The organism is Sphingobacterium sp. UBA5670, from assembly GCF_002420705.1.
Classification (GTDB): Bacteria; Bacteroidota; Bacteroidia; order Sphingobacteriales; family Sphingobacteriaceae; genus Sphingobacterium.
The window spans coordinates 271,046-295,933 of sequence record NZ_DIIM01000021.1; the positions used below are offsets into that span (position 1 = coordinate 271,046).

The following is a 24,888-nucleotide window of genomic DNA, read 5'->3' on the forward strand; positions in this document are numbered from 1 at the left end:
ATCGAAGGCATTTTTTTGATAAGCAATAAATCTATATAATATACTTTAAATCATTTCACATAGGTCTTTAGAAAAGTGTCCAGAGCGAGCGTTTTCGTTTCTTCACTATCTTTCTCTCGAACCAAAACATTTCCAGCGTTATCAGCATCTAGAAATAGTAAGTTCGCCTTTAACAAAATCTTGCCGTTTTCGTCCAACAATCCAACCTTACCATTTTCAGAGAACATCAAATAACTGTCTAAAAATTTACTGATGTTTTCTTTTTTATCAAGCAGCACTTTCCCTTCCTGTGTAACCATTCCAAAATTACCATCTTTCTGAAAAATAGCCAGTTTTTGATTCGCAGGTGTAAGCCAGTCAAATCCATCTTTATTTATCTTTTGACCCTTCTTGTCCAGCAACCAAAAATAATTATCTTTATCTGAAACAATAGCAGTTTGCTCATTAAAGTACGCTAACGAGAAAAGGGAACAGGACAGGACTTCTTCTCCGGCCATGTTCTTGATACCATAATATTCATCATTGGTATCTTTATCCTTGACCATTGTCCATCTTAATGATTTGTCCAACGGAAAAGTGTCCTCAAATAAACTCACATCTTCTCCTTCGCTATTGCTTCCTCCTCCGGAGATATCGATTACCTTGGCATTTTTAGGTAGTTGAAAATCTTCCATAGAAGACACATTGTTCACTTTTGTTGTTTCAAAACCGAGTTCATTGTTTTCACCTAAAGACAATTTGAGCACAGCACCAGGCAAATCATTTATAAACGAAAATGCCGTCAAGTAATAGGTCGGTACTGCTTCTGAATACCAAACGGTTGCTATTGCTGAATCAGCCTGATTTTTTATCAATAACTTTGCTTTCTTACAAGTAATACCCGCAATCGACTCGATCTCTCCCATATCCTGCAACTGCACATAAGGTCCTTCAGATTGCTCCAGCTTGGCACTGACAATCTTATACGAGGGAGTATACGCTTCTGCTGTAACAACATCATCTCCGACCGAATACGAATATGTTTTTGCCAGCTTTCGATTTAAAATGGCATGTGCTTTTTGATTCACTACTGTAGACGAATAATCTGCGTCAGTCAAAACCTCCACATTTCGATAGGCCATTTTCCCTTTCAAGAATGGCTCATAAAACTCTTTTGCAAATTCCGGAACTTCACTTTCAAATTTTTCAGGCGACACTTCACCTTTAAAGACCAATTCCATCTGCCATTGCTTATCTTGCGCATAGACCGTAGAAATTGATAATCCAAATAATAATGCAACTTTGAGTAAATTATTCATAAGAGTGAGAAATATGTAGCTAAATAACAAAAGGCAGACCAAAAAGCCTATCTCATGCGCTATTTTTTTTATTTATTTGCTTTTTCCCATTCCTATTTTTATAAAACGCGAAAAAGAACCCGCCACGCGAAAAGAATTACAACTTTATCATCTGTCTAGTTTTCACCGCTTCGTCACATGCTAAAGCTATTCGTAGACTATTAATAGCATCTTCCATCGAAGCTGAAAGATCCAAATCATCTAAAATCGCCTGTAAAAAGAATAACTGCTCCCGATTACATAGCTCTTGATGATCGGGCTCATCAGACAAGTTGATCCATTCATCGACCTTCATAAATTCATTATTCGAATTTAAATCAGCATAATGCACCCGAAGGCTTTCTGTTTTGGTATGCGATGCGACCGAATCCGATTGACCTTCATCACTTGCTTTATTCGCTACAATGCAAACCGCACCATTAGGCCCAAAAACATCCTTGACAAAAAAAGCATTCTGACTGACCATCGGCCCCCAACCCGCTTCATACCAACCAACAGAACCGTCCTCAAAATGTAATTGCAACTGTCCGTAATTATAGTTCCATGTAGGAATATCATCGGTTAATCGTGCACCTATTGCGGATACATACAATGGCTTGGCTCCGACCATTTGGCACATCACATCAATATAATGCACCCCACAATCGACGATGGGACTTAAGCTAGACATCAGATTTTTATGTACATTCCACATATAACCATGACTCTGTTGATTAAGATTCATACGCATGACAAGTGGCTTTCCCATCGTTTTGGAAAGTTCTATAAATTTAATCCAGGAAGGATGGTACCGCAAAATATAGCCAACAACTAATTTTCTATCATATTTCACGGCCGCATCAACAACATCCTGTGCAGAAGTCACATCCTCAGCCAACGGCTTTTCCATAAAAACATGGGCGCCCGATTGAAAGGCTTTTATAGCATAGTCTTTATGTGTGTCTGGGTATGTCGCTATACAAACAGCATCTGGTTTCGTTTCGGCAAGTGCGTCTTCATAGGAGTCGAAAAGTTTATATATATTTCCTAACTCGCTATTCAGTTTACTTTTACTCTCACCTCGAGCCACTAAGCCTACGATTTCAAACCCGTCTAGATCATGATATGCTTTTGCATGGGAGGCTCCCATATTTCCACAACCTACAACTAATATTCTGATAACCTGTCGCATCAATTATTTTTTATTTAATTTAATCTTATTTCTTTAGCCCATCTAGCGCAAAAGACGAACCTGCACCGAGCACGGCTCCGGCAAGCACATCAGAAGGAAAATGTACACCCAAATACATTCTAGAATACCCCACACTACTTGCCCATAAAAGCGATGGCGCGATTACATACCATTTCGAATACGCACGCGATAGCGCAGAAGCAGTGGCAAAAGCAGAAGAAGTATGACCAGAAGGAAACGAATATCCACCTGCTGTACGAATCGATATAAAATTCGGATATTTTTTAAAGGGCCTGCTCCTTTTAAATAAATGTTTTAGACCAACATTAACTAAAGCAGTAACAGCAGTACTACTCGCAACATACAGCGCATTCTGGCGCATTGTCTTATCATCGTTCACTGCACCGGCAACCAATAAGCCAACGGGGACAGCTATCTGAACATAATTATTGATATCAGAAAGTACCTTAAAGGTTTGTGTTTGTGGTTCTGTCCTTGTTTCTGCAATAGACTCCAATATTCGAATATCCAATGTAGAAGCTGGTTTTTCCTGTCCTAAAACATGATTCTGTAGAAAACCAATCCAACCGATAACAATAAAAACTAATAATCTCATTAAATTAATCTATTTACTCGTTTATAATCCCCCAGCATAAGTATTTATACAATTTCAATCGGTCACAATCGCTTGGCCCATAACGACAGTAACATCAAACAAATTTGGGCATCCTTTCTTCAAAGTCGTTCCGACTCCCTAAAAATAAGGAAATTTACGCGAGTTGAAAGATATGCTGTGATTTTTTTAAAATGAGCATCTTGCATTTCCCATTAATTTACTATACATTTGCTATCAGTTATTAATACAAACATGGTCTATACCTACGTACATCATTTTCATTTGCACCATCGCCATTGTGGCGATATGTTGATTTAATGTGTTCTTACGTAGAATACCTTCCCTCTTGTTTGATTTCTTATTATTAATAATTTACTGCTAACATTTATAAAGCGTTGAAAAATCTTAAAATTGCTATCCAAAAATCGGGTAGGTTAAACGAAAAATCGGTTCAATTACTAAAAAACTGTGGTTTAGACTTTGAGAATTATAAAAGTTCATTAATCACCACGGTAGGAAATTTCCCTTTGGAAATATTGTTTCTTAGAGACGATGACATTCCAGGCTATGTAGAACAGGGAATCGCTGACTTAGGTATTGTCGGTGAAAATATCATCGATGAAACCGAATCCAAAGTAGAATACATCAAACGGCTTGGTTTTGGAAAATGCACGTTGAAACTAGCTATTCCAAAAGACAGCGACATCCAAGATCTTAAAGACCTTAACGGCAAAGCAATCGCAACCTCCTATCCAAATATCCTAAAGAATTTTCTAGACGAGTATAAGATCAATGCAGACATCCGTTTGATATCTGGCTCAGTTGAAATTTCTCCCGGATTAGGTCTTAGTGATGCAATCTGTGATATCGTATCGACCGGCGGCACGCTAAAAAGTAATGGGCTGAAACCTTTTGCCGATGTCAAAAATTCAGAGGCGATATTAGTCGGAAGAAAGGGATTGGAAGGTAATGAGGTATTAATAGAATTAGTACAACGTATTGAATCGGTTCTTTTAGCAAAAGAAACCAAATATGTCGTATTAAATGTCGAAAAGAAGAATTTGCCGGCCATAACTTCTTTATTGCACGGTGTTAAGAGCCCTACGGTTGTTCCATTGGCGGAAGAAGGCTGGGTAGCTGTACACACTGTTATCACCGAAGATGACTTTTGGGATAAGATCAATAAATTAAAAGCTGAAGGTGCCCAAGGTATCGTTGTGATGCCAATTGAAAAAATCATTCTTTAAACTTGATGCACTTATACAACCATGTTAAAAAAATATGATTACAAAACGTTAGGAAAAACTGAAATCCAGCAACTGGTCGCTAGGAATACAGATCCGAACAATGCAATACAAGAGGTTGTCCAAGAAATTATTCAACAAGTACGTCAACAAGGAGATGTCGTATTACGCGAATATGCAGCCAAATTTGATAAAGTTGAACTTGACAGGTTATATTTAGACGAGGGAGATATCGACGAATTGGCATCTACCATAGGCCGTGATCAACAAAGAGCACTGGAGATTGCGTTTCAAAATATCCATAAATTCCATAGTACCCAATTAAAACGAGAGCGTACTGTCGAAACCATGCCCGGTGTAAAATGCTGGCGGGAGGTTCGTCCTATTGAAAAGGTGGGGCTATATATTCCCGGTGGATCAGCGGTCTTGCCTAGTACACTTTTAATGCTAGGTGTTCCGGCAAGAATAGCTGGATGCAAAGAAATCGTCGTTTGTTCGCCACCGCAATCCAACGGAAAAATCAATGGTTTTGTCGCTTTTTGTTTAAAATTGCTTAAGATAAACAGAATATATCTGGTAGGAGGTGCTCAGGCCGTTGCTGCTATGGGCTTCGGAACGGAGACTATACCAAAAGTTGATAAGATATTCGGTCCAGGTAATCAGTTTGTCACTAAAGCAAAATCAATTGTGCAGGGCCTAGCAAATGTCAGTATTGACATGCCTGCAGGACCATCCGAAGTACTGGTCATTGCTGATGATTCGGCTGACCCAGCATATGTTGCAGCAGACCTTTTGGCACAAGCCGAGCATGGAGCCGACAGCCAAGCTGTCTTGGTTTCAACTTCAAACGCTATAATTGATGCAGTTAATACAGAAATTGTGGCTCAATTAGCGGTTTTACCTCGCAAGGAACTTGCTGCAAAAGCTATTGAAAATTCCTATGCAATAACTGTTGAGAATCTTCAGGAGGCCATACAGTTTTCAAATGATTACGCTCCAGAACACCTTATTTTGGAGACGGACCAATGGGAGTCCCTAACACGCTATATCAGTAATGCGGGTTCTGTGTTCTTGGGACACTTGACACCTGAAAGTGCAGGGGATTATGCCTCTGGCACAAACCATACACTGCCTACATCGGGATATGCACGCTCCTACTCAGGCGTATCCGTAGATTCTTTTGTAAAAAAGATTACATTTCAGCATATCAACGAAAGTGGACTTCAACAAATCGGGTCAGTAGTTGAAATACTCGCTGAACTTGAAGGCCTGCAAGCGCATAAAAATGCTATTTCCATTCGGAAGAAATGATATAAGATGAACTCTTGAAATCACAAAAAAAGCTTTACAATGTAAAGCTTTTTTTGTGAAATTGATCTTTCGAATATTCATGACTAATATTGACTACATTATCTCCCGAAGGTATCATAATTATCCGTTGCATATTTTTCAAATCGCGTAAGCAAAGCTATATTATCTTTTTCCAATTGAGTTAAGTCCGCATTGACATCTTTGGAAATAGGTACATACCAATCTACAGGCTCAAAAAACTGACGAATGCTGGGTTTAGTAAATGCATAGCCATGTCGGGCAAAAATAGTATTCCGAATAATCTCCAAATCTAATTTCTTGAGGTTTTTCAGATCTTTCTCCGTCAACTTTTGCTTAGATGCATTTACCGTAAAGACCGCAGGAGAAGCAGATCTATAGTACTGTATAATGTATGTATAAGTTGAATCCCCGTCAACGTCGGTCTCCTCCTTTCTTTTTTCGTTAATCCAGTCGACCAAAGTTCCATTTTCTCCATCCTGATTTTTCAGCATCAGATTTGGATTATAGGCGAACTGTTTTTTTAACAATTTAAAGCTTCGCTTTTTAATCTTTACCCCTTGATCATATGCGGTCCAATTGCCAATTAAGGTATCGTGATTAAGTTTAATTTCAAAACGTCCATCGGACTTTTTATCTCCAGGTTCATCCAATAATAGCCGTACATCAGCACCGTTTTCCTCCAGCTTTCCCACAAAGGAACGCAGATTTCCCTTGACAACATTCTGTCCAAATATATTGCCCTTATCGGTAATTTTTTTTATGGTCAAATTTATCTTCGGAGAATAATCTGTCGTGGGCAATCCCTCTCCTTCTTCAAGAGTACTTTCATCCACAACAAATTCGCCGACCCAATTGCCGTAAAGTTCCTGATGTGCCTCACGTTCGACAACAGCACTATCTTTCGCTTCGGCGACTTCATTTTTTTTGCTTTTCCCATCCTTACAACCTAGGACTGCTCCAAGCAATAACATTAAACAAAGGTTTTTCTTCATAATTTATGATTTTTTTGATAAATAATAAATTCTGCCAGCAACAAATTAGGTATCCATCCCAACCAGGCAATAATTTGATAGACATCCATTGGATTGGGCTGAAACAAGTATACCAAAGCGACCTTCCAAAATCGCAGAGTCAATGCCGAACCGGTTAATGCAAAACTGCGGATCATAAAATCACGGTGTTTATTAAATTTTCGCTGACCTGCCAAACGAACTGCTCGCCATGTAAAATAGAACCATCCGAGCCCCAATAATTCAAATGCAATAATAGAAGTCAAGCCACCATTTGCAACAGAGCCAATAAATAAGCCCGAAGGCGCAGCAAAAATTAAAACTATCAATACATACAAATAGCCGATAGCTCGATGAACACGTGGATATGTATTCAATAGATAGGTACTAAACTGGGTAAAGCCGGCAGGCAAAGCAAAGATAGCTGTGCAGACATGAATATAAAAAACGTAACGATACCACCAGAGCTCTTCAATTTCAGTTTGCTTGATCATCAAAAAATTGGCATCGAGATCGAAGCCACGGTAACGAAGTGTAATTTCCACCATAAGCAAACAGCTATAGGCAAAAATTAAAAGCCAAAATCCATGTAATATCGAAAATTGAGCTTTTTTAAACATATCTCCTTTTTATTTACTCCGGATAGCTTCTACGGGATCCAACCGAGAAGCCATTAAAGCAGGGACAATTCCTGAGATCAGGCCGATAAATGTAGAAAGCGAAACGGTAAGTATCACCATTTTTAAACTAACAACAATCGCCACACCGGTAGCAGCTTGCACTAGAAATGCCAAAAAATAGACAACAATGAGACCTATCCCCCCACCCAACAGACAAAGTACGATAGACTCCACTAAGAACTGTGAAAGAATAAAGAAATTTTTAGCGCCTAATGCTTTTTGAATTCCGATGATATGTGTACGCTCTTTGACACTTACAAACATGATATTCGCAATACCGAAGCCACCAACTAAAATCGAAAAAATACCAATTGAAAAACCTGCAAGATTAATAATGCCAAAAAGCTGATCCAAAGCACCGGTAATCATAGTTGTCTGATTGATGGAAAAATTCTCTTCCCGTTGCGGGGATATCCGACGGATGGAACGCATGAGTGTCTTCGCTTCGCTCTCAGCCTCGCCAAGCGTGTAGTTCGATTTAATAACCATCGCTATACTCGGTGAGAAATTATCATAGTTGACCAAATTCCGAGCCAGTTCAAACGGAATAAAGGCCGTATCATCAGGAGAAGTATTGATCAATACACCATTTCCTTCTTTCTTTAATACACCAATGACCTGAATTTTTCGTCCTAACATATTAATATATTTGCCAACTGGCTCCTCATTAGGAAAAAGCCCTTCTGCAATATTCGCTCCTAATACAGTCACAAGAGCTCCCCCCCTAGACTCGCTTTCAGCAAAGTAACGACCATCGACAATATTCAAATTTTGAATGTAAAGATTTTCGTAAGTCGCCGCATTGACCGACGAACCTTGGGCCGAATTATTTTTATATTTTATCGTCGTATTGCCAATATTGATCATGTACGCCATATACTCTGCAGTCGTCATCCGGCTTTTTAAGTCCAAATAATTGTTATATGTAGGTTCAGGTCTATTCAAGTATTTCCACCAAGGAAAATTGGGACCTCCATCCCATGGCCATTTTTCTATGTAGAGCGTTTTACTACCAATCTTTTTAACAGATTCTTCGATATTATTCCGTAGCGTATCTACGGCTGAAAATACACCTATAATCGTAAAAATACCGATGGTTACACCCAGCAATGAAAGCAAAGTTCGTGTACGATTGTCCTTTAATGCCGAAAAAGCAAATTGACAACTCTCCAGTATTAATCTAAAAAATAGCATAATTGTATTCTAAATTACAATATAGTTTTGATTTAATGTCAAAATCAACAAAAATATATGTATAAATTAGAAATATGCCCTTTCTATACCCGAAAAAATTATAACTTTGTATGCTTTTTGCAGCCTGGTATTTGGCGCACTGTAATGCGCTGAAAGGCAGATATTAATATATTATATTATTAAAGATGAAGTTATCTCAGTTTAAATTCAACTTACCAGAATCATTACTTGCTTCTGAACCTTCTGAAAACCGTGACGAATCACGCTTGATGGTATTACATAGGGATACTGGTAAAATTGAACACAAAATTTTCAAAGATGTATTGGATTATTTCGATGACAAAGATGTCATGATCTTAAACAATACTAAAGTTTTTCCAGCACGCCTCTACGGTAATAAAGAGAAAACTGGAGCTACTATTGAAGTTTTCTTGTTGCGCGAATTGAACAATGAGCTTCGTCTTTGGGATGTATTGGTAGACCCAGCGCGCAAGATCCGTGTAGGTAACAAATTATATTTCGGCGATGATGACTTATTGGTAGCCGAAGTTGTTGACAATACAACTTCTCGTGGCCGTACAATTAGATTTTTGTTTGATGGTACGGATGAAGAATTCCGCCGCAATATTGAGATCTTAGGCGAAACTCCCCTTCCGAAATATATCAAACGTAAAGCAACTCCGGAAGACAAATTCCGTTATCAAACTATTTACGCAAAGAATGAAGGCGCAGTTGCTGCCCCTACAGCAGGTCTTCATTTTTCAAGAGAGTTAATGAAACGTTTAGAACTTAAGGGTGTCGATTTTGCAGAGGTTACTCTTCACGTAGGTCTTGGAACTTTCCGTACTGTTGAAGTAGAAGATTTAACCAAACATAAAATGGATTCTGAGCAATTCATTATCACTGATGAAGCTGCGCGTGTGGTTAATAAAGCCATCGACAATAAACGTCGTGTATGTGCGGTAGGAACAACCTCGATGCGTGCGATAGAATCATCTGTTTCTGCGGACCATCATTTAAAAGCGGCTTCTGACTGGACAAGTAAGTTTATCTATCCCCCTTACGATTTCAGTATCGCAAACTCCATGATTACAAATTTCCATACGCCGGAATCTACGCTGTTGGTGATGATTGCTGCATTCGCGGGTTACGAAAATGTCATGAATGCATACGAAGTGGCTGTTAAAGAAAAATACAGATTCTATAGCTATGGTGATGCAATGTTAATTATCTAGTGATCTGATATAACAAAAACAGAAAACGTGGATGGCCTCATAAACTATCCACGTTTTTTTTAAATAAAAACCTTTCAATAAAACCATGAACTTTATCATAATCGTTGCTGCAGGAACCGGAAACAGAATGAAGAGCGACCTTCCAAAGCAGTTCCTTAATTTGAATGGGCTGCCGATCGTTATGCATACAATTAATCGCTTTTGCCAATCAGAAACTATTTCGGAAGTTATTTTGGTCATCAGCGAGCCAATGGAAAGTTTTTGGACCGAACTGTGTTTAAAACATCAATTTGACAAGCCCATACATATTGCATTTGGTGGAAGCTCCCGTTTTGAAAGTGTAAAAAATGGTCTAGATTACATTCAGCAAAATTTTGATATCGGTCCCAAAGATTATATTGCAGTACATGACGCGGCTCGCCCTATCGTCTCCGACCTCCTCATCAGAAAAGCTTTTCAAGGAGCTTACGAGCATCAAGCGATAGTGCTGGCACAAAAAAGTATTGAATCTGTTCGCATGGGCAATGTATCAACAAATAAAGCTGTGGATAGAAACCAGATTTGGATGATACAAACGCCACAAGTTTTTAACGGAGAATTATTGCTAAAGTCCTATCAACAAGATGAAGATCCACTTTTTACGGATGATGCTTCAGTTGTAGAAAAAATGGGCGAGCGTATCTATATTGTTGAAGGCGATTCTAAAAATATTAAAATCACCTATCCCCAAGACCTGCAGATTGCTCAACTTTATTTGAATCTAATTTAAATGGATTTAGGCATTACCACGAATAACACGCAATAATACGACAATAATTGCTATCACCAACAGAATATGGATGATATTATTTCCAGCTGCATAACCTCCAAAAAAACTTATCGCCCAGATGATAACCAAGATAACGGCGATGATGTACAATAGATTTCCCATTTCCTTATAATTTAATACCTAATTCTATTTTTTATAGGTATAACAAAGAAAAAAGTAGTATAGTTTTATTTAAATGGATTAGCCTACATCCAACTTCAATCTGTCATAGGCTAGGAACATATTTTCAGGCAACTCTCTTGAGACAGCTTCATGAAGCCCCATTCGATGTCCAATATGGGTAAAATATGTTTTATCGGCACGAATGTCACGGGCAAATTCGATTGCCTCATCCAAAGTTAAATGGGAAATATGGGATTCCTTTTGTAAAGCATTTACCACAAGTACGCGGACACCTTCCAACAATTTTCTCGATTCATCGGAGATGAATTTAGCATCGGTAATATAAGCGAAATCTCCTATTCGAAAGCCCAAAACAGGCATCTTATAATGTAAAACTTCAATAGGCATGATTTCCTTACCAAATAAAGGCAATGGCACCCCAGCCTTTATTACCTCCAAATCCAATCTTGGGGCTCCAGGGTATTTAACCTCCGTAAAAGCGTAGTAAAATTCACGTCTTAGCGCCTCATGAAGTGCCTCTGTCCCATAAATAGAAATTGAACTGTGCTGCTGATAATTAAATGCTCGAACATCGTCTAAACCAGCAATATGATCTTTATGGGAGTGCGTCATTAAGACCGCATCCAAATGCATAACTCTCTCACGCAGCATCTGATACCGAAAATCAGGGCCGGTATCCACAACCAGTGTATGTTGATTGTATTCAATAAGAATAGAAGAACGCAATCTCTTATCACGTTCGTCGCTAGATTGACAAACCTGACATTGGCACGCTATTACAGGTACCCCTTGTGATGTTCCGGTTCCTAAAAATGTAATTCTCAAGCTACAGTTTTTGATTTCAATACCTCTTCATATAATGGGAGAAGTTTTTCAGAGATAGTCTCCGAGTCAATTTCAATATCCAGTAATATGTTCCACAATGACTGGATTTTTATTTCAAGATTCGAAAACTTATTGACCACTACAACTTTTGTTGTCTCTAACATACAGGCACCTGTGCGAAACGATCCCTTCTCGTACCTCACCTTATAACCTTGCTCCTTAAAAAACTCCTCTATCTTAGCTAAACTGCTTTGTGTAAACGGCAACAAAATCTCTCCTTCTTTTAAATTTCTACCTCAGTCTCCCAAACTTAGATAAATTTGATTTTAAATACAAATAAATTCAACGCTGCCAATCAATCGGCAAGTTTAAGAATTTCACTACCAAAAGTATCCCAACTGTATTTCCTTTTTTCATCGATAATGTTCGTTCTAAATTGCTCTTCTTTGTTGTAATGGTAAAATGAAAAAATACCGTCGGCTATTTGACGGGCATCAGGTTCCACAACATAACCAACGTAGCCATCTTGAACCAATTCAGGCAATCCCCCAACATTACTCACAATCATGGGAAGATCAAAATGATAAGCAACCTGAGTAATTCCACTCTGCGTAGCACTACGATAAGGCAGCACAACGCAATCTGCCGCTGAAAAATAACGCCCCACCTCCTGGTTTGGAATAAAATCGGTATGCATAAAAATAAACTCTTCGAGTTTATACTTTCTTATAAGCTCCAGATATGGAGCAGAGTCACCATAAAATTCTCCGGCAAGCAATAATTTAACACCGAGATCGCGAACCTTGGAATTAGCTAATGCTTCCAGCAAGATATCTAAGCCCTTGTATTGACGAATAAAACCAAAAAACAATACGACTTTATCCTCTTCGGCAATCTTAAGTAATCGACGTGCTTCCTTTTTACTTTGATGCGCACCATAGTTATCGTAGAGTGGATGCGGCGTATATACCGCTGGCATTTTCGGGCTTAACATTTTGAGATCTGCCAGCACACTTTTACTCATTGTGAGACAAGCATCAACGGATTTCAAAAAATAACGAATCAACTGCTTATCCCCTATGCGCTGTTCATGTGGAATTATATTATCAGCAATGCAGACGATTTTAGTATGCTTATTTTTTCGGACTTGTCGTTGGATTGTCCCCAGACAAGGTCCAAAAAATGGCATCCAAAATCGCACGATAAGCAAATCATAGTTCGCCTTCCTAAGCTCCCTACCAACCTTTATCCAATTAAGTGGATTAATAGAATTCACTGTCGTTTTAATATGAAGACCGGTTGGTGCAGGCTCATCGGAATACTGTGACTTTCCGGGAAAAAGGAAATTGGGATACTGCAGACTAAAGGAATAGATGTCCACTTCATGGCCCAACTCCTGAAAATGGGATGCCAATCGTTCATTAAAAGACGCTATCCCCCCTCCCCTCAATGGATAGGCGGATCCTAAAATCACAATTCGCATATTTATTTAGATGACTTTCTCAATTTGATAATCATTCCGATCGGAGCTGCTTCTAGAGACTAATTCTGCCAAGAAACCTGTCAGAAATAATTGTGTTCCCAAAATAATCGCTGTAAGCGCAAAGAAAAATAAAGGCTGATCTGTTATATCTCTGAAGGGAGTACCGCTGGCTATACTCATAAGCTTGTGGCAAATCAGATAAATGGAGATAAATAAACCCGCAAGAAAACTAACCACTCCCATAACACCAAAAAAGTGCATCGGTCTTTTCGAGAACTTACCAACAAAAAATATGGACAATAAATCCAAGAACCCTTTTACAAAGCGACCGGGACCAAATTTAGTTGTACCGTATTTGCGTGGGTAATGCTGTACAATCTGCTCCTGTATATTTGTAAATCCAGCCCATTTTGCGATAACGGGTATATAACGATGCATCTCACCATAAACCTCAATGTTCTTAACAACGTCCTTTTTATAGGCTTTAAGACCACAATTAAAATCATGCAGATTATGAATTCCAGACATTGACCTGGTCACTCCATTGAATAATTTGGTTGGGATTGTTTTGGTCAATGGATCATAACGTTTTTGCTTCCAACCGGATACCAAGTCAGCCCCTTTATTTATGATTCGGTCATACAATTCAGGAATCTCATCCGGGCTGTCCTGTAGATCCGCATCCATTGTAATAACCACATCGCCCTGTGCAGCAGCAAAACCTACATTCAAAGCAGCAGATTTCCCATAATTACGTCGGAATTTTATAGCCGAAATATTCGTATTTCTTAATTTCAATTCTTCAATAACTTTCCAGGAATTATCTTTGCTCCCATCATCAATCAAAATAATTTCATACGAGAAATGATTTGCGGCCATGACACGGTCGATCCAAGCTGTCAATTCGGGTAAGGATTCTTCTTCATTAAATAAAGGAACAACAACAGAAATATCCATGTGAATGTTAATCATGCTAAAAATGTAGTATTATAATACCAACAAAGGTATTACTTTTTCAGTAATACCTTATAGGGTCAATTTTATTTATTAAACACTAATTGGTCTCTTGTTTAACCACCAATCTTTCTCGTTTTGTTAAAGCTGATAATAGTAAAGCAAAAACAAATTGGAACATCAATGTGATGGCCAATCCTTTGAACACCTGTCCTAAGGTTATCTTTCCGATAGAATCAACTTGCTTTTCAAGTTCTGCTATTTTTGAATCAATCACCTCATCTGGCACATTGTTCTTTTCCATATACTCAATTGTAACATTAATCGTATGCGTCACTACCTTTTCTTGCAAAGTTGGATTAATGAAATTGACATAGAGCTGAGTTCCAATTGTGGAAATAATGGTCGAGATAGCAAGCATCATAAATATCGATTTCAATGCGATGGAAAAATTCCAATATCCACCATTTGCTTTCCTAAGAGAGAATGCAAACAATGCTGAAATTACAACGAAAAGACCAGTATTAACAACAAATGACATCGACATTACTCCCCAGAAAGAATTTAAGTCTTTGACAACAAACAAGACAACTAATCCGAGAACAAAAGAAATTATTCCTAAGATGACACCATAGATAATACTTTTCTTCTTATTAATTACCGCATCAAATCCTATGTTACTTTGATTGATTGAATCTGTCATAAAGTTATTTGTTATAGTAAGTACTGATTATTTGGTAAAGGGCAATGTCAAAGGCTTTATTGTTCGACGCTTCCGCATATTCTTCAAACTGTTTTTCGGTAGGTTTCAACTCACTGAAGAAACTCATAATAGGATAGAAAAGTTCATAAACCTCACTTCTTGGATTTAGTCCTTTACCTACTTTTGCGATTTCTACATATGGACTATCTACGACAATTTGGTTGGCAATAATATCTTCATAAATCTCATGCTCATCTTGAAATTCATCTTCATCAACCAGCAAAAATTCTTTTAAGAAATCATCCAATTCAGGTTCAATCTCGTCATCCTTGCACTCTCCTAAATAAAGAAAAATATTCAACAATTCAGTTCCACGATCTATAGTTTCATCTTCGATTGCTTCCCATTCCTCTGAATCTAGATAATCATCTTCAAGCTTTAGTACATCGTTGGAAAAAAAGTTCATCAGTAAAAGATCGACATATACCTCACGCAGTTCATCAAATAAAGGATAGTCATCAAAAGATTGATCCAAAAGTTCTAGTTTCTCTAAATAGCTCGACTCCGTATTGAAGACATTTATGACTTTTTCGAGAAATTCTGGGGCGGTCGAAATTCCATCAACTTTGCCATAATTTAAAATACCTGCCTCAATGGCTGCTTTAATATTTGCTTCCATGGTTTAATCGTTTTTTTTGAGTTGATTATTATTGATGACCAATTCGACAGCACCCATTAGCTCCTGTCCGAATAGTGGCGAATTTTTTGACTTTGATTGATTCGTTTTTTCATCGAAATTCCAAGATTTCTTCAGATCAAATACAACAAGATTGGCTGTAGCCCCCTCTTCAAAACGAGGAACTTCAAGTCCCAGAATCTGCCTAGGTCTAATTGACAAACTATTTACAATTTGCTCCTCGTTAAGTCCAGCACGAATCAATAATGGTAACACTGTTTGCAATCCGATGATGCCATTTTTTGCGATGTGGAATTCAACATTTTTGAATTCTATTTCCTGTGGTGTATGTTGAGAAACAATAGCATCTATGGTACCTTCTTTAACACCTTTAAGTAAAGCTTTAACATCTCCCTTAGTTCGTAAAGGTGGACTCACTTTATAATTACTATCAAAACCGATAATATCTTCGTCAGTAAAGACCAACTGATGTGCGGCAACATCACATGTAACTGGAAGCCCTTTTGCTTTTGCTTTTTTTATCAGATCAACCGCTTCCGGCGTACTAATAGATGCAAAATGAATAGGAGCTCCTGTATATTCCGCCAAATATAGGTCACGAGATACCATTAACGATTCGGCGAGATTAGGAATACCTTTCATTCCCAAATAAGTACTCATCGCGCCTTCATTCATTTTGTTTCCACCAGCCATTGACTCATCTTCAGCGTGTGAAAAAATCAATCCATCAAATCCTTTCGCATATAACAGTGCTCGACTCATTAATCCTGCCTGTTGTACACTTCTATTTCCATCGCTAAAGGCAACTGCTCCTGTCTGCTTCATATCAAACAACTCGGCCAATTCCTTTCCTTCTCTCTTTTTGCTGATCGCTCCAATCGGATGAACATCAATAATATTTCCTTTTGCCGTATTGACAATAAGTGCAACTTCGGAACGGCTTTGAATAGCGGGCTCGGTATTCGGCATTACTGCTACGCCGGTAAACCCTCCCGCAGCAGCTGCCGCAGTTCCAGTTAGGATATCTTCTTTGGTTTCTAGTCCGGGCTCTCCAAAATTGGCATGTAAGTCAAAAAAACCGGGCGCCAAAATCTTTCCTGCACCATCAACGGTCTCAATGTTTTTATCAGCTACTTTGACAGTTTTTCCAATCTGTGCAATCTTTCCCTTTTCGACCAATACATCAACTTGCTGCTGATGAAATTCGTTACCAGGTAAAATTACTTTAACAGAAGTAATCAATAAGCTTTTCATATATGAATGTGATTGAAATTAATAGGATACAAATTGTTTGTCGAAGCATGTAGCATTCTCAGTATGAACAAACAGACAGCCGCTTTATCACTATAAATCGTATAGCTACAAATAACTTTTTCGCGCGATGCTTGTGATTGCTTCATTTCGAGAAACAAAGTTACAAAATACAAATTTATTAAAGAACATTAAAAATAGATTTCAAAGATCAGTAACTAGGTATTTTCTCCCCACTGATAATGTTTAAATTCAAATCCTGCCAAGCTCAATATACGGTCAACCACAGTTTCTGCTACATCCTCCAATGTCTTTGGCAAACTATAGAATGAAGGGGACGCAGGACAAATGATCCCTCCAGCCTCCGTAACCAGTTTCATATTTTGAATATGAATAATACTTAAAGGTGTTTCACGAGTAACCAATATCAATCGCCGTCGTTCTTTTAGAATTACATCAGCCGCACGCGTTGTCAAATCAGAAGAAATTCCATGCGCTATTCTTGATAATGTCCCCATTGAACATGGGCAGACAATCATCGTATCATACTGTGCGGATCCTGAAGCAAAAGGAGCAAAAAAATCACCTTTATCATAAAACTTGAAAGGTACGTCTTGATAGCTCTCATCGCCTAACTCCGCGCGCCATACATCCTTCGCATTGTTTGACATCACTATCCCAACTTCTGAAATTTGTGTTCTTAATACCAATAGCTTTTTAAGTAAAACTTTAGCGTAGATCGAGCCGCTGGCTCCAGTAATGGCAATAACAATTTTTCTCTTCGACATCTTTTTAAAATATAAAAACAAAGCTATAAAAAAAGGGTCGTAGTGAGAAACACCCGACCCTACATCTACCTATGAAAAACATGCCCTTGGGAGGGGCTTAACAAAAGTACATCTAGTTTTTAATTTACAAAAACATTATATGCATTACTACACATTTGTGTATATAAAATACCAAAAAAACAACCTTTTTCGAACTTTTACTCGTCGATTTTTTCTTCAAAATCACTTTCATCTCATTTTTCAATTCGATATATGACAAAAAGAAATACAAATAATTTCTTCAATTCAACATTTATTCTCATGAATAAAGTCTATTTTAGTATGACAGTAGACAATTAGTGAAGACATGAACCTTTCCGTTTTAGAACAGTATATTGAAGAAGGCAAAAGCCATGATATTGACCTCTTATTGATAGGAAATCCCGAACTTTTACAAGAAACAACAAGTCATGGAATTTCCCCATTGTTATTGGCTTGCTATTACAACAAACCTCAAATCATACGGATACTTTTACAGCACACCAAATCCATGACTATCCACGAAGCCTGTGCCGCCGGATTAACCTCATATCTCGAAGCGATTATCGTTCAAGCCCCGACAGTTGTTAATGAGTGGTCATCACAGGGTTTTACACCATTGACCATCGCTGTATATTTCAATAAAGTAGACATTGTTCGTCTTTTGTTATCAAAAAAAGTAAACCCAAATGCAGTGACCAAAAATGAACAACTTACGACAGCGCTACATATTGCCGCGTCAAACAACAATGAAGAGATTGGAAAGCTCCTTATCGAGGCCAACTCAAATGTCAACGCCATTCAAGCTACTGGCGAAACTCCACTTCACTTTGCAGCTCAGCATGGTAACATCGATTTTATTGTCGCCTTATTAGAGAATGGAGCTGATACCAGAATCATCAATATTTCAGGATTATCTCCAATTGATCTCGCATATGAAAAAGGTCATAGAGAGATTGCAGAGATTTTAAAGAACTAGCTTCTTTTCAAAATTTCGGATCCAATCCGGCAATAAAGACAGCGTCTCCTATCACAATAGAATCTCTTTAACTGCAAAATCGCTTGGCTTTCCAATGCACTTTGCACAGGCCAATCACATTGAGCAAACCGCCTTACAACAACGTTCTTTTCCGCAGGCATCTCCTCCAATAACTCTAATGCTTTATCTATATAGGTCTGAATACCGAAATATTTACCATATGAAAAAAGAAATACGACGATAACGTTGATCACCAGGACATCAACCGTATCTTTCCCCAACCGCACAGATTTTTTCTTCCCCGCTTTTGTACCGAATGAAAAATGCGATACCCAATAATCACTTAACGAATCTATCTTGAACAGTTTTCTAGCTGCCTCCAAATCTTCGACCGCTAAAATCTTAGAAACACCAAGCTCATTCCTACTGAACAAAACGGCTAATTGAGCAATCCGCCGATCAGGAAAACTATAAGGTCTCATTCTCAACTTTTTCCAAATACCATATACAGACTCCAAATCGTGAATATGTTTTTGATACTTGAACTCGTCCATTAACTGATTGGCATAGTCACTTCCTTCCTGCTGTTTCAGCAAACCACTGATTCCAAAGAAAATAGCTTCTATTTTAAACAGATTTGAGCGATATTTTTGTAGAATACTCAAAGGCAATTTTTCTCCAAGCTCCTGGAATGTATCGGCATTAACTTTTAATCCCATACACCTGCACATCCATATCCAAAAAGTTTTTTCCCAATCGGCATCAAAGTGTTTTAAAATAATCATAATCTGTTGAACTTTTATTTCCAGTCGTTCAATAGACAAAGTATTCAACCACATTGATTTCTTTAAAACATCAATAGAGCCAAGCTGAGATCTACAAGGGATCCAGCTTTTATTATTCATCATGTTTGAATATTTCTCCAATAAAAGCTGATCTACATATTCTGAAAGCACAATTGTCGGAATAGCTGTCCCATCACTTCGGTAAATGACTCTATCATTCTTCCAGACCACATGAAGAATGACATTATTATAAGCGGCATCTTGCTGGTGACAATGCCGATCCCAATCAGATGATTGAATATGCATCTCCACATGACCAAACCAATCATCACCTTTATACCTAATATGGGACATTAAAAAATCGGGACCGGAATCTGTATTATATTGTCCCACATGAACAACGACTAAGGATTCTCCATCAGAAGAACTCAATCCATTTGCACGGAATAGCCGAAGTTTCCAGATAAACTGCATTAAGTTTTCTGTAACTAACATAATTGTAATTTAAGAATTAAACTAACCGGCTATGGCTTATAATTACCTAAATATACAATTTAATCATTACTATTTCTTATAGATCTTTAAAAGATCATTGGAAACCAATTTACTTTCTATAATTTGCCCACTGAATCGCGGAGCCACAACCCCATTAAATAGCTTAATTTCAGATTCAAACACTCTTGCCTCATCCCAAAGTCCCGCATCGATAAACATTTGTAGGGTGGCCGCGCCCCCTTCTATGATTATTGACTGAACATCCATTAAATAAAGTTGATAAAGAATATTCTGTGGCAAATACAAACTATAATTCTCAAGCTCAATGTACTTAACATTTCCCTTCCATTCTGTCTTTTTAGCGTTAAACACAATCGTATCAGCTTGTCCATTGAGGATATTGGCATCTAGCGGAATAACCAGATCCTTATCTAACAGAATTCGTAATGGATTTTTACCCTGCCAATGTCTTACAGTCAGACTGGGATTATCGACAACTGCCGTTTTTGTACCAACCAAGATCGCATCTTCCTCCGCTCTCCAACGATGAACGAGCTGCTGGCTAGCAGCGTTACTTAACCAGATCTGTTTATTTTCCTGACCAATAAATCCATCCTTAGACTGGGCCCATTTCAAAATAACATAGGGGCGAAATTGGCCAATACGTGTAAAAAAACGACGATTGAGCCACACTGCCTCATTTTCCAACAAACCAATTTCAACTTCAATACCCGCTGCCCGTAATATCTCCACTCCTTTGCCATTGACCTTTGAAAAAGGATCCAAACAAGCTATATAAACTTTCGAGGGTTTTAAGTCTGCAATCATATTGGCGCATGGCGGTGTCTTTCCGAAATGTGCGCAGGGCTCAAGGCTAACATAAAAAGTACTTTCCCCAAGGACCTTCTTTGCGTCTTCACCATACCTTTGTATAACCTGCTGCACAGCGTTAACCTCTGCATGCGGTCCACCATAGGGAGAGGTATATCCTTCACCGATAATTTTACCGTCAAATACTATCACCGCCCCGACCATTGGGTTGGGACTCACGGAACCCGCACCCAGTTGAGCAAGTTCCAAACAACGATGCATATATTGCCTGTGCATATCCATAGATACAAATCTATGAAAATCGTACCTTTGACACATGAAAATACTTCAAGATTTCGAATTATTATTTCAACATGAGCTCCAGACGTTATACGATAACGAGGAAATAAAAGCAATATTCTTCGTAGTTATTGCCGAAACCTTTGGATTAACTAGAGCCAGTTATCAGTTTAGGAAAACAGATAGCGTAAGCGAAACGGATAGTTCGGACATAGGTAGGATCCTTCAGGATTTAAAAAAGCATAGACCTATACAATATATCTTCAATAAAGCGGATTTTTATGGCGAAGTTTTCCAAGTCAATGAATCGGTCCTAATTCCCCGGCAAGAAACTGAAGAACTTGTTGATCTGATTATTAGAAACCACAAATCTTCTCCAAAATTAAAAATCATAGATATAGGAACTGGCTCGGGCTGCATTCCGATTACCCTGTCAAAGCATCTAAACGATGTATTAGTCACAACAGTAGATATCTCAAAGGAAGCTATAAAAACCGCACAGGAAAACGCTAAGAATTTTAAGACCTCAATTCAATTTATCAATGCAGATATATTCGAATGGGATTATATTTTTTCTGATCAGCAATATGACATCATCGTTTCCAATCCGCCTTATATTACCCCACGAGAAAAACAATATATGAGCCAAAATGTACTAGCTTATGAACCTGAACTTGCATTATTCATTGAAGAAAGCGCTCCGCTGATTTTTTATGACGTTATTTCATCCTTCGCGTTGAAACATCTAGCGCCGAATGGAGATCTTTACTTTGAAATCAATCAATACCTGGGGGCAGAAATGGAAGATCTCATCAATAAAAAAGGATTTGAGCAAGTTAAACTTATTAAAGATATCAATGGTGCAGATCGAATAATTCATGCAAAGAAAAAAGCCCAATAAAAAATAATCCTTTTATTTATTAAGCAGTTAAAGCTTTTCCATTAAAATTTACACGTAATAATTTGGCGTATATTAAAAGAAATTCTACCTTTGCATCACTTTCAAAAACAGAAAGGATTCCGTAGCTCAGCTGGTAGAGCAATACACTTTTAATGTATGGGTCCTGGGTTCGAATCCCAGCGGGATCACAAAAGAAAAGCTAATCTTGCGATTAGCTTTTCTTTTTTAAGAATATCAGGATTCGAAAGAGGCACCAGCTGGGGCCGATCCTTCACAAAGATTCTAATTCTCCCTATTTCCTCAAAACTATATCCGTTTTCAATTGTCTCTATTTTATAACCACACACAAAGCAAACGATGAAAAAGAAATTAACATACTTCTTGATGTCAAGCTCTTTTTTTCTATTGACAGGCTGCTCCGTCATAGAAGGAATATTCAAAGCGGGCGTTTGGACAGGCATTCTCATCGTCATTGTTGTAGTCGCTCTCGTCATTTGGCTTATTAGCAAACTTTTCGGTGGCTCCAAATAATGACAATTACTCTGCTAACAATTTCCTCTACACCTTTTATCTAAACACAAACTACAACAATTTCCACCAACGGTTTTCTTGTTCTTCATTTGAAAACATGTTTTTTATCCTATCTTTATGATTTCAAGAATCTACGGCCAAACTAATTTAAAGGGCAACCGGCAATTCAAAAAATAATTCTAGCTCAATTGGACCATAGTATTGACGCTAGAACATTTGCACTAAATGAAAGAGGATCGAGCACATGAAGAGATTTACGTTAAAAGAGATTGGCCAACAATTAAACCTATCTCCAGGAACCATTTCCAAAGCACTAAACGATAGCCATGAAATAAGCGCAGAAACAAAAAAGCTCATTTTAGATTTTACGAAGAAAATTAATTATATACCAAATTTTTCGGCAAAAAGCCTAAAGACAGGGCGCTCAAATACCTTGGCAATCATTGTTCCATTTATTTCGAGTTCATTTTTTTTTGATTTCTATGAAGATATCTCACTCATTCTAGCACAGACAAACTATAAATTAATCCTATTGCAAACTTTTAATGATGAGAAAAAAGAAAAAGAAGCCCTAGAGCTTTGCATACAAAGCAATATTGAAGGAATAATCATTTCTCCGGTAAAAAATGATTCAAGCTTATCGCTCTTGTTCTATATTATGGAACAGATCTGCCCAGTTATTATTTTTGACCGAATAAATCATCAACTCGATACATTCAAAATCGGGATCCAAAACAGCAAGGTTATCTATCAGGCAACGGAAGAAATGATCAAAAACAAACGAGAAAATATCATTCTTTTACTCTGCAAAGGCATCGGTGGAAATGTAAGTCGAATAAAAGGATATAAAGATGCACTCTTCAATTCCTCACTACCTTTCAAAGAAGAAAATATAATTGAAATATCCTATTCCAGCCCTAAGGATAATATCGATGATGAACTGGAAAGCAAAATTAGCCTACTATTAAATCGCGTATCAGCACCGAATGCGCTCCTCTCAACAACAGATACTTTATCGCTCAAGGTATTACATATCTTAAATAAATTGAAGGTGAAAATTCCTGAAGACATGAACTTAATTGGTTTTAGTAATACCCCTTTTGCAAACAGTCTCAACCCCTCGCTGACAACAATTACGCAACCTACGCATCTTATGGCAGAAAAATCTGTAGAACTACTATTACAGATGTTAAAGAAAAGAAACAAAAAGAATTATTTCGAATTCGAAACGTATTTTTTGGACTGCAGTATCGAACACCGAAAATCCACATCATCTCTTTAAAAAGAAAAGGTCATAATTCCCCAATGGAATTATGACCTTTTCAAAGAATCACCGCTTTACAATCTACCGCAGCGTCCATCGTTAACATCTTATTTAATTAAGGATCGCAATGCATGGACAGGCAAATCTATTTTGGTATCATTAGATAAACTTCCATTTAAAGCTCCCCATTGCAAACTATCTAACCGGACAGATGAACTCCCTTCTGTTTTGATATTCAGAAAATCAACTTTGGCACTCGGACCTTTTCTATTAAAATATACTTCTGAATTGTTAGCAACGATATCCGCACTTTGATAATTAGTACGCGGCAAACCTAAAACGCTATTTGTCGTGTTGACAAACAAACGATTAATTAAAGAATTACCCTTACTATCCGTGCCACCAAGATCATCAATAGTAGAATTGGTCAAATTCAGGTTTAACGTAGTTATAGTGGATTTCTCGGCTAAGGAGAATACATCAACACTATCGCCAACAACAGTCAGCTCATTCAGCTTGGCCGACAACTCATTAATTCCTGCATTTTTTAAATTTAAAACTTTAAGATCAGGTGAAAAAATATAAATTGACTTATAAAACTCATCTCCTCCAGGTAAAAAATCTAATGTAAGATTCCCGGACTGATCCACACTCGTTTTCACATATTCAGCCTGACTTTTATTAACTTTAACCATAAACTTATCGCTTTTCACCCAATGCAAACCTATACCGTTTGCATTTTTTCCAATTATATAGAGCTTGTCAAACACTGCCAACGGAAATGACCGAAAATAAACATCCTTAGCATCTGGCTTAGACACCTCCTGTTCCACCTCAGCATTATATTTTTTTGCATCAACGCGATTTATGCTAACAAGGTAAGACGCAACAAGCATAGGAACCGCGAACAAGCCTATTGCTAATCCCATTATAATTTTTGTACTTAATTTCATAATTCATTTTGATTAAAATTCTGACTAATGAACCGTTTATAACGTTGTTCTAACTCATCGAGACCAATTTCCAATAGATAAATATTACGAAAAAATAGTGGAAGATCTTCTTCCAGAAAAATCGCTTTTCTATATGACTTCACATTTTTTACAGAATCCTGCGTCAGAAAAAAACCAATACCACGTTTATTTGCTATAATTTCTTTCTGCTGCAGCATATCATAGGTCCGCATCACCGTATTGGGATTAACCTCCATCTGTACCGCCAATTCCCTCACCGATGGAAGTTTTTCATCCACTTTCCAGGTTGCTAATAAAATATGGTCACATACATACTCAGCGATCTGAAGGTAAATGGCTTTATTTGCGTTAAATTCCAT

Annotated in this window: 25 protein-coding genes and 1 tRNA gene; 8 read left to right on the forward strand and 18 right to left on the reverse strand. The window is 37.8% G+C overall.

Annotation, left to right across the window (positions count from 1 at the left end):
* Positions 1-50: 50 nt before the first annotated feature.
* From B3C94_RS19140 to B3C94_RS19150, 3 genes are all read right to left on the reverse strand, one after another.
* Positions 51-1,298: a hypothetical protein gene (locus B3C94_RS19140; RefSeq protein ID WP_293906676.1), complete on the reverse strand. Its 1,248-nt coding sequence runs from the start codon at positions 1,296-1,298 to the stop codon at positions 51-53.
* 136 nt (positions 1,299-1,434) lie between these two features.
* Entirely contained in the window at positions 1,435-2,508 is a 1,074-nt protein-coding gene (locus B3C94_RS19145; protein ID WP_293906678.1) for a Gfo/Idh/MocA family protein, read from the reverse strand.
* Positions 2,509-2,533: 25 nt separating this feature from the next.
* On the reverse strand, positions 2,534-3,124 hold the full coding sequence (locus tag B3C94_RS19150) for a phosphatase PAP2 family protein (protein ID WP_293906680.1): 591 nt from the start codon (positions 3,122-3,124) through the stop codon (positions 2,534-2,536).
* 395 nt (positions 3,125-3,519) lie between these two features.
* On the opposite strand from B3C94_RS19150, the gene hisG reads away from it, so the two are divergent.
* Both hisG and hisD read left to right on the forward strand, forming a co-directional pair.
* On the forward strand, positions 3,520-4,371 hold the full coding sequence (gene hisG, locus B3C94_RS19155) for an ATP phosphoribosyltransferase (protein WP_293906682.1): 852 nt from the start codon (positions 3,520-3,522) through the stop codon (positions 4,369-4,371).
* A 21-nt stretch (positions 4,372-4,392) separates the two neighbouring features.
* Entirely contained in the window at positions 4,393-5,679 is a 1,287-nt protein-coding gene (hisD, locus tag B3C94_RS19160; protein ID WP_293906685.1) for a histidinol dehydrogenase, read from the forward strand.
* 98 nt (positions 5,680-5,777) lie between these two features.
* On the opposite strand, the gene B3C94_RS19165 is transcribed toward hisD, so the two are convergent.
* The 3 genes from B3C94_RS19165 to B3C94_RS19175 form a co-directional block, all read right to left on the reverse strand.
* Positions 5,778-6,692: a YARHG domain-containing protein gene (locus tag B3C94_RS19165; protein WP_293906687.1), complete on the reverse strand. Its 915-nt coding sequence runs from the start codon at positions 6,690-6,692 to the stop codon at positions 5,778-5,780.
* On the reverse strand, positions 6,689-7,258 hold the full coding sequence (locus B3C94_RS19170; protein ID WP_293906689.1) for a DUF2306 domain-containing protein: 570 nt from the start codon (positions 7,256-7,258) through the stop codon (positions 6,689-6,691). The genes B3C94_RS19165 and B3C94_RS19170 overlap by 4 nt, the downstream gene beginning before the upstream one ends.
* A gap of 81 nt (positions 7,259-7,339) precedes the next feature.
* Positions 7,340-8,584: an ABC transporter permease gene (locus B3C94_RS19175; protein ID WP_293906691.1), complete on the reverse strand. Its 1,245-nt coding sequence runs from the start codon at positions 8,582-8,584 to the stop codon at positions 7,340-7,342.
* Between the two features lie 185 nt (positions 8,585-8,769).
* Between B3C94_RS19175 and queA the strand changes: the two genes are divergently transcribed.
* Positions 8,770-9,819 carry a tRNA preQ1(34) S-adenosylmethionine ribosyltransferase-isomerase QueA gene (queA, locus tag B3C94_RS19180; protein WP_070567689.1) on the forward strand — a complete coding sequence of 350 codons (1,050 nt, stop codon included), beginning with the start codon at positions 8,770-8,772 and terminating at the stop codon, positions 9,817-9,819.
* Between the two features lie 85 nt (positions 9,820-9,904).
* Positions 9,905-10,588 carry a 2-C-methyl-D-erythritol 4-phosphate cytidylyltransferase gene (locus B3C94_RS19185; RefSeq protein ID WP_293906694.1) on the forward strand — a complete coding sequence of 228 codons (684 nt, stop codon included), beginning with the start codon at positions 9,905-9,907 and terminating at the stop codon, positions 10,586-10,588.
* A gap of 6 nt (positions 10,589-10,594) precedes the next feature.
* Here B3C94_RS19185 and B3C94_RS19190 read toward each other — a convergent pair whose 3' ends face one another.
* From B3C94_RS19190 to B3C94_RS19225, 8 genes are all read right to left on the reverse strand, one after another.
* The gene (locus B3C94_RS19190; protein WP_104382583.1) at positions 10,595-10,750 is read right to left on the reverse strand and encodes a lmo0937 family membrane protein; all 156 of its coding nucleotides are present in this window, start codon (positions 10,748-10,750) and stop codon (positions 10,595-10,597) included.
* 78 nt (positions 10,751-10,828) lie between these two features.
* Positions 10,829-11,596 (reverse strand): MBL fold metallo-hydrolase, encoded by a 768-nt coding sequence (locus B3C94_RS19195; RefSeq protein ID WP_293906699.1) that lies wholly within the window; start codon positions 11,594-11,596, stop codon positions 10,829-10,831.
* 355 nt (positions 11,597-11,951) lie between these two features.
* Complete coding sequence (locus B3C94_RS19200; RefSeq protein WP_293906701.1) at positions 11,952-13,070, reverse strand: glycosyltransferase; 1,119 nt, start codon at positions 13,068-13,070, stop codon at positions 11,952-11,954.
* A 15-nt stretch (positions 13,071-13,085) separates the two neighbouring features.
* Positions 13,086-14,036, reverse strand: a complete 951-nt coding sequence (locus B3C94_RS19205; RefSeq protein WP_293907361.1) for a glycosyltransferase family 2 protein — start codon at positions 14,034-14,036, stop codon at positions 13,086-13,088.
* Positions 14,037-14,133: 97 nt separating this feature from the next.
* The gene (locus tag B3C94_RS19210) at positions 14,134-14,736 is read right to left on the reverse strand and encodes a DUF4199 domain-containing protein (RefSeq protein ID WP_293906703.1); all 603 of its coding nucleotides are present in this window, start codon (positions 14,734-14,736) and stop codon (positions 14,134-14,136) included.
* Positions 14,737-14,740: 4 nt separating this feature from the next.
* Positions 14,741-15,415, reverse strand: a complete 675-nt coding sequence (locus B3C94_RS19215; RefSeq protein ID WP_293906705.1) for a hypothetical protein — start codon at positions 15,413-15,415, stop codon at positions 14,741-14,743.
* A 3-nt stretch (positions 15,416-15,418) separates the two neighbouring features.
* Entirely contained in the window at positions 15,419-16,687 is a 1,269-nt protein-coding gene (locus tag B3C94_RS19220) for a dihydroorotase (protein WP_293906707.1), read from the reverse strand.
* Positions 16,688-16,902: 215 nt separating this feature from the next.
* Complete coding sequence (locus B3C94_RS19225; protein WP_293906709.1) at positions 16,903-17,472, reverse strand: UbiX family flavin prenyltransferase; 570 nt, start codon at positions 17,470-17,472, stop codon at positions 16,903-16,905.
* Between the two features lie 346 nt (positions 17,473-17,818).
* On the opposite strand from B3C94_RS19225, the gene B3C94_RS19230 reads away from it, so the two are divergent.
* Positions 17,819-18,469 (forward strand): ankyrin repeat domain-containing protein, encoded by a 651-nt coding sequence (locus B3C94_RS19230; RefSeq protein ID WP_293906711.1) that lies wholly within the window; start codon positions 17,819-17,821, stop codon positions 18,467-18,469.
* Here the strand turns inward: B3C94_RS19230 and B3C94_RS19235 are convergent.
* Positions 18,466-19,749, reverse strand: a complete 1,284-nt coding sequence (locus B3C94_RS19235; RefSeq protein WP_293906713.1) for a DUF2851 family protein — start codon at positions 19,747-19,749, stop codon at positions 18,466-18,468. The two genes, B3C94_RS19230 and B3C94_RS19235, sit on opposite strands and share 4 nt — an antisense overlap.
* 69 nt (positions 19,750-19,818) lie before the next feature.
* Positions 19,819-20,862 (reverse strand): bifunctional diaminohydroxyphosphoribosylaminopyrimidine deaminase/5-amino-6-(5-phosphoribosylamino)uracil reductase RibD, encoded by a 1,044-nt coding sequence (gene ribD / locus B3C94_RS19240; RefSeq protein ID WP_293906715.1) that lies wholly within the window; start codon positions 20,860-20,862, stop codon positions 19,819-19,821.
* A 34-nt stretch (positions 20,863-20,896) separates the two neighbouring features.
* Between ribD and prmC the strand changes: the two genes are divergently transcribed.
* From prmC to B3C94_RS19255, 3 genes are all read left to right on the forward strand, one after another.
* On the forward strand, positions 20,897-21,760 hold the full coding sequence (gene prmC / locus B3C94_RS19245; protein WP_293906717.1) for a peptide chain release factor N(5)-glutamine methyltransferase: 864 nt from the start codon (positions 20,897-20,899) through the stop codon (positions 21,758-21,760).
* Between the two features lie 115 nt (positions 21,761-21,875).
* Positions 21,876-21,948, forward strand: a tRNA-Lys gene (locus B3C94_RS19250).
* A gap of 587 nt (positions 21,949-22,535) precedes the next feature.
* Positions 22,536-23,573, forward strand: a complete 1,038-nt coding sequence (locus B3C94_RS19255) for a LacI family DNA-binding transcriptional regulator (protein WP_293906718.1) — start codon at positions 22,536-22,538, stop codon at positions 23,571-23,573.
* A gap of 89 nt (positions 23,574-23,662) precedes the next feature.
* On the opposite strand, the gene B3C94_RS19260 is transcribed toward B3C94_RS19255, so the two are convergent.
* Positions 23,663-24,508, reverse strand: coding sequence for a hypothetical protein (locus B3C94_RS19260; protein ID WP_293906720.1), 846 nt, complete (start codon positions 24,506-24,508; stop codon positions 23,663-23,665).
* The gene (locus B3C94_RS19265) at positions 24,505-24,888 is read right to left on the reverse strand and encodes a GntR family transcriptional regulator (protein ID WP_293906722.1); all 384 of its coding nucleotides are present in this window, start codon (positions 24,886-24,888) and stop codon (positions 24,505-24,507) included. Before B3C94_RS19265 ends, B3C94_RS19260 begins: the two co-directional genes overlap by 4 nt.

Coding starts and splice junctions, on each gene's coding strand:
- B3C94_RS19140 (WP_293906676.1), bottom strand. CDS start 1,298: ATGAATAATTTACTCAAAGTTGCATTATTATTTGGATTATCAATTTCT.
- B3C94_RS19145 (WP_293906678.1), bottom strand. CDS start 2,508: ATGCGACAGGTTATCAGAATATTAGTTGTAGGTTGTGGAAATATGGGA.
- B3C94_RS19150 (WP_293906680.1), bottom strand. CDS start 3,124: ATGAGATTATTAGTTTTTATTGTTATCGGTTGGATTGGTTTTCTACAG.
- hisD (WP_293906685.1), top strand. CDS start 4,393: ATGTTAAAAAAATATGATTACAAAACGTTAGGAAAAACTGAAATCCAG.
- B3C94_RS19165 (WP_293906687.1), bottom strand. CDS start 6,692: ATGAAGAAAAACCTTTGTTTAATGTTATTGCTTGGAGCAGTCCTAGGT.
- B3C94_RS19170 (WP_293906689.1), bottom strand. CDS start 7,258: ATGGTGGAAATTACACTTCGTTACCGTGGCTTCGATCTCGATGCCAAT.
- B3C94_RS19175 (WP_293906691.1), bottom strand. CDS start 8,584: ATGCTATTTTTTAGATTAATACTGGAGAGTTGTCAATTTGCTTTTTCG.
- queA (WP_070567689.1), top strand. CDS start 8,770: ATGAAGTTATCTCAGTTTAAATTCAACTTACCAGAATCATTACTTGCT.
- B3C94_RS19185 (WP_293906694.1), top strand. CDS start 9,905: ATGAACTTTATCATAATCGTTGCTGCAGGAACCGGAAACAGAATGAAG.
- B3C94_RS19190 (WP_104382583.1), bottom strand. CDS start 10,750: ATGGGAAATCTATTGTACATCATCGCCGTTATCTTGGTTATCATCTGG.
- B3C94_RS19205 (WP_293907361.1), bottom strand. CDS start 14,036: ATGGATATTTCTGTTGTTGTTCCTTTATTTAATGAAGAAGAATCCTTA.
- B3C94_RS19210 (WP_293906703.1), bottom strand. CDS start 14,736: ATGACAGATTCAATCAATCAAAGTAACATAGGATTTGATGCGGTAATT.
- B3C94_RS19215 (WP_293906705.1), bottom strand. CDS start 15,415: ATGGAAGCAAATATTAAAGCAGCCATTGAGGCAGGTATTTTAAATTAT.
- B3C94_RS19220 (WP_293906707.1), bottom strand. CDS start 16,687: ATGAAAAGCTTATTGATTACTTCTGTTAAAGTAATTTTACCTGGTAAC.
- B3C94_RS19225 (WP_293906709.1), bottom strand. CDS start 17,472: ATGTCGAAGAGAAAAATTGTTATTGCCATTACTGGAGCCAGCGGCTCG.
- B3C94_RS19230 (WP_293906711.1), top strand. CDS start 17,819: ATGAACCTTTCCGTTTTAGAACAGTATATTGAAGAAGGCAAAAGCCAT.
- B3C94_RS19235 (WP_293906713.1), bottom strand. CDS start 19,749: ATGTTAGTTACAGAAAACTTAATGCAGTTTATCTGGAAACTTCGGCTA.
- ribD (WP_293906715.1), bottom strand. CDS start 20,862: ATGGATATGCACAGGCAATATATGCATCGTTGTTTGGAACTTGCTCAA.
- prmC (WP_293906717.1), top strand. CDS start 20,897: ATGAAAATACTTCAAGATTTCGAATTATTATTTCAACATGAGCTCCAG.
- B3C94_RS19255 (WP_293906718.1), top strand. CDS start 22,536: ATGAAGAGATTTACGTTAAAAGAGATTGGCCAACAATTAAACCTATCT.
- B3C94_RS19260 (WP_293906720.1), bottom strand. CDS start 24,508: ATGAAATTAAGTACAAAAATTATAATGGGATTAGCAATAGGCTTGTTC.
- B3C94_RS19265 (WP_293906722.1), bottom strand. CDS start 24,888: ATGGAATTTAACGCAAATAAAGCCATTTACCTTCAGATCGCTGAGTAT.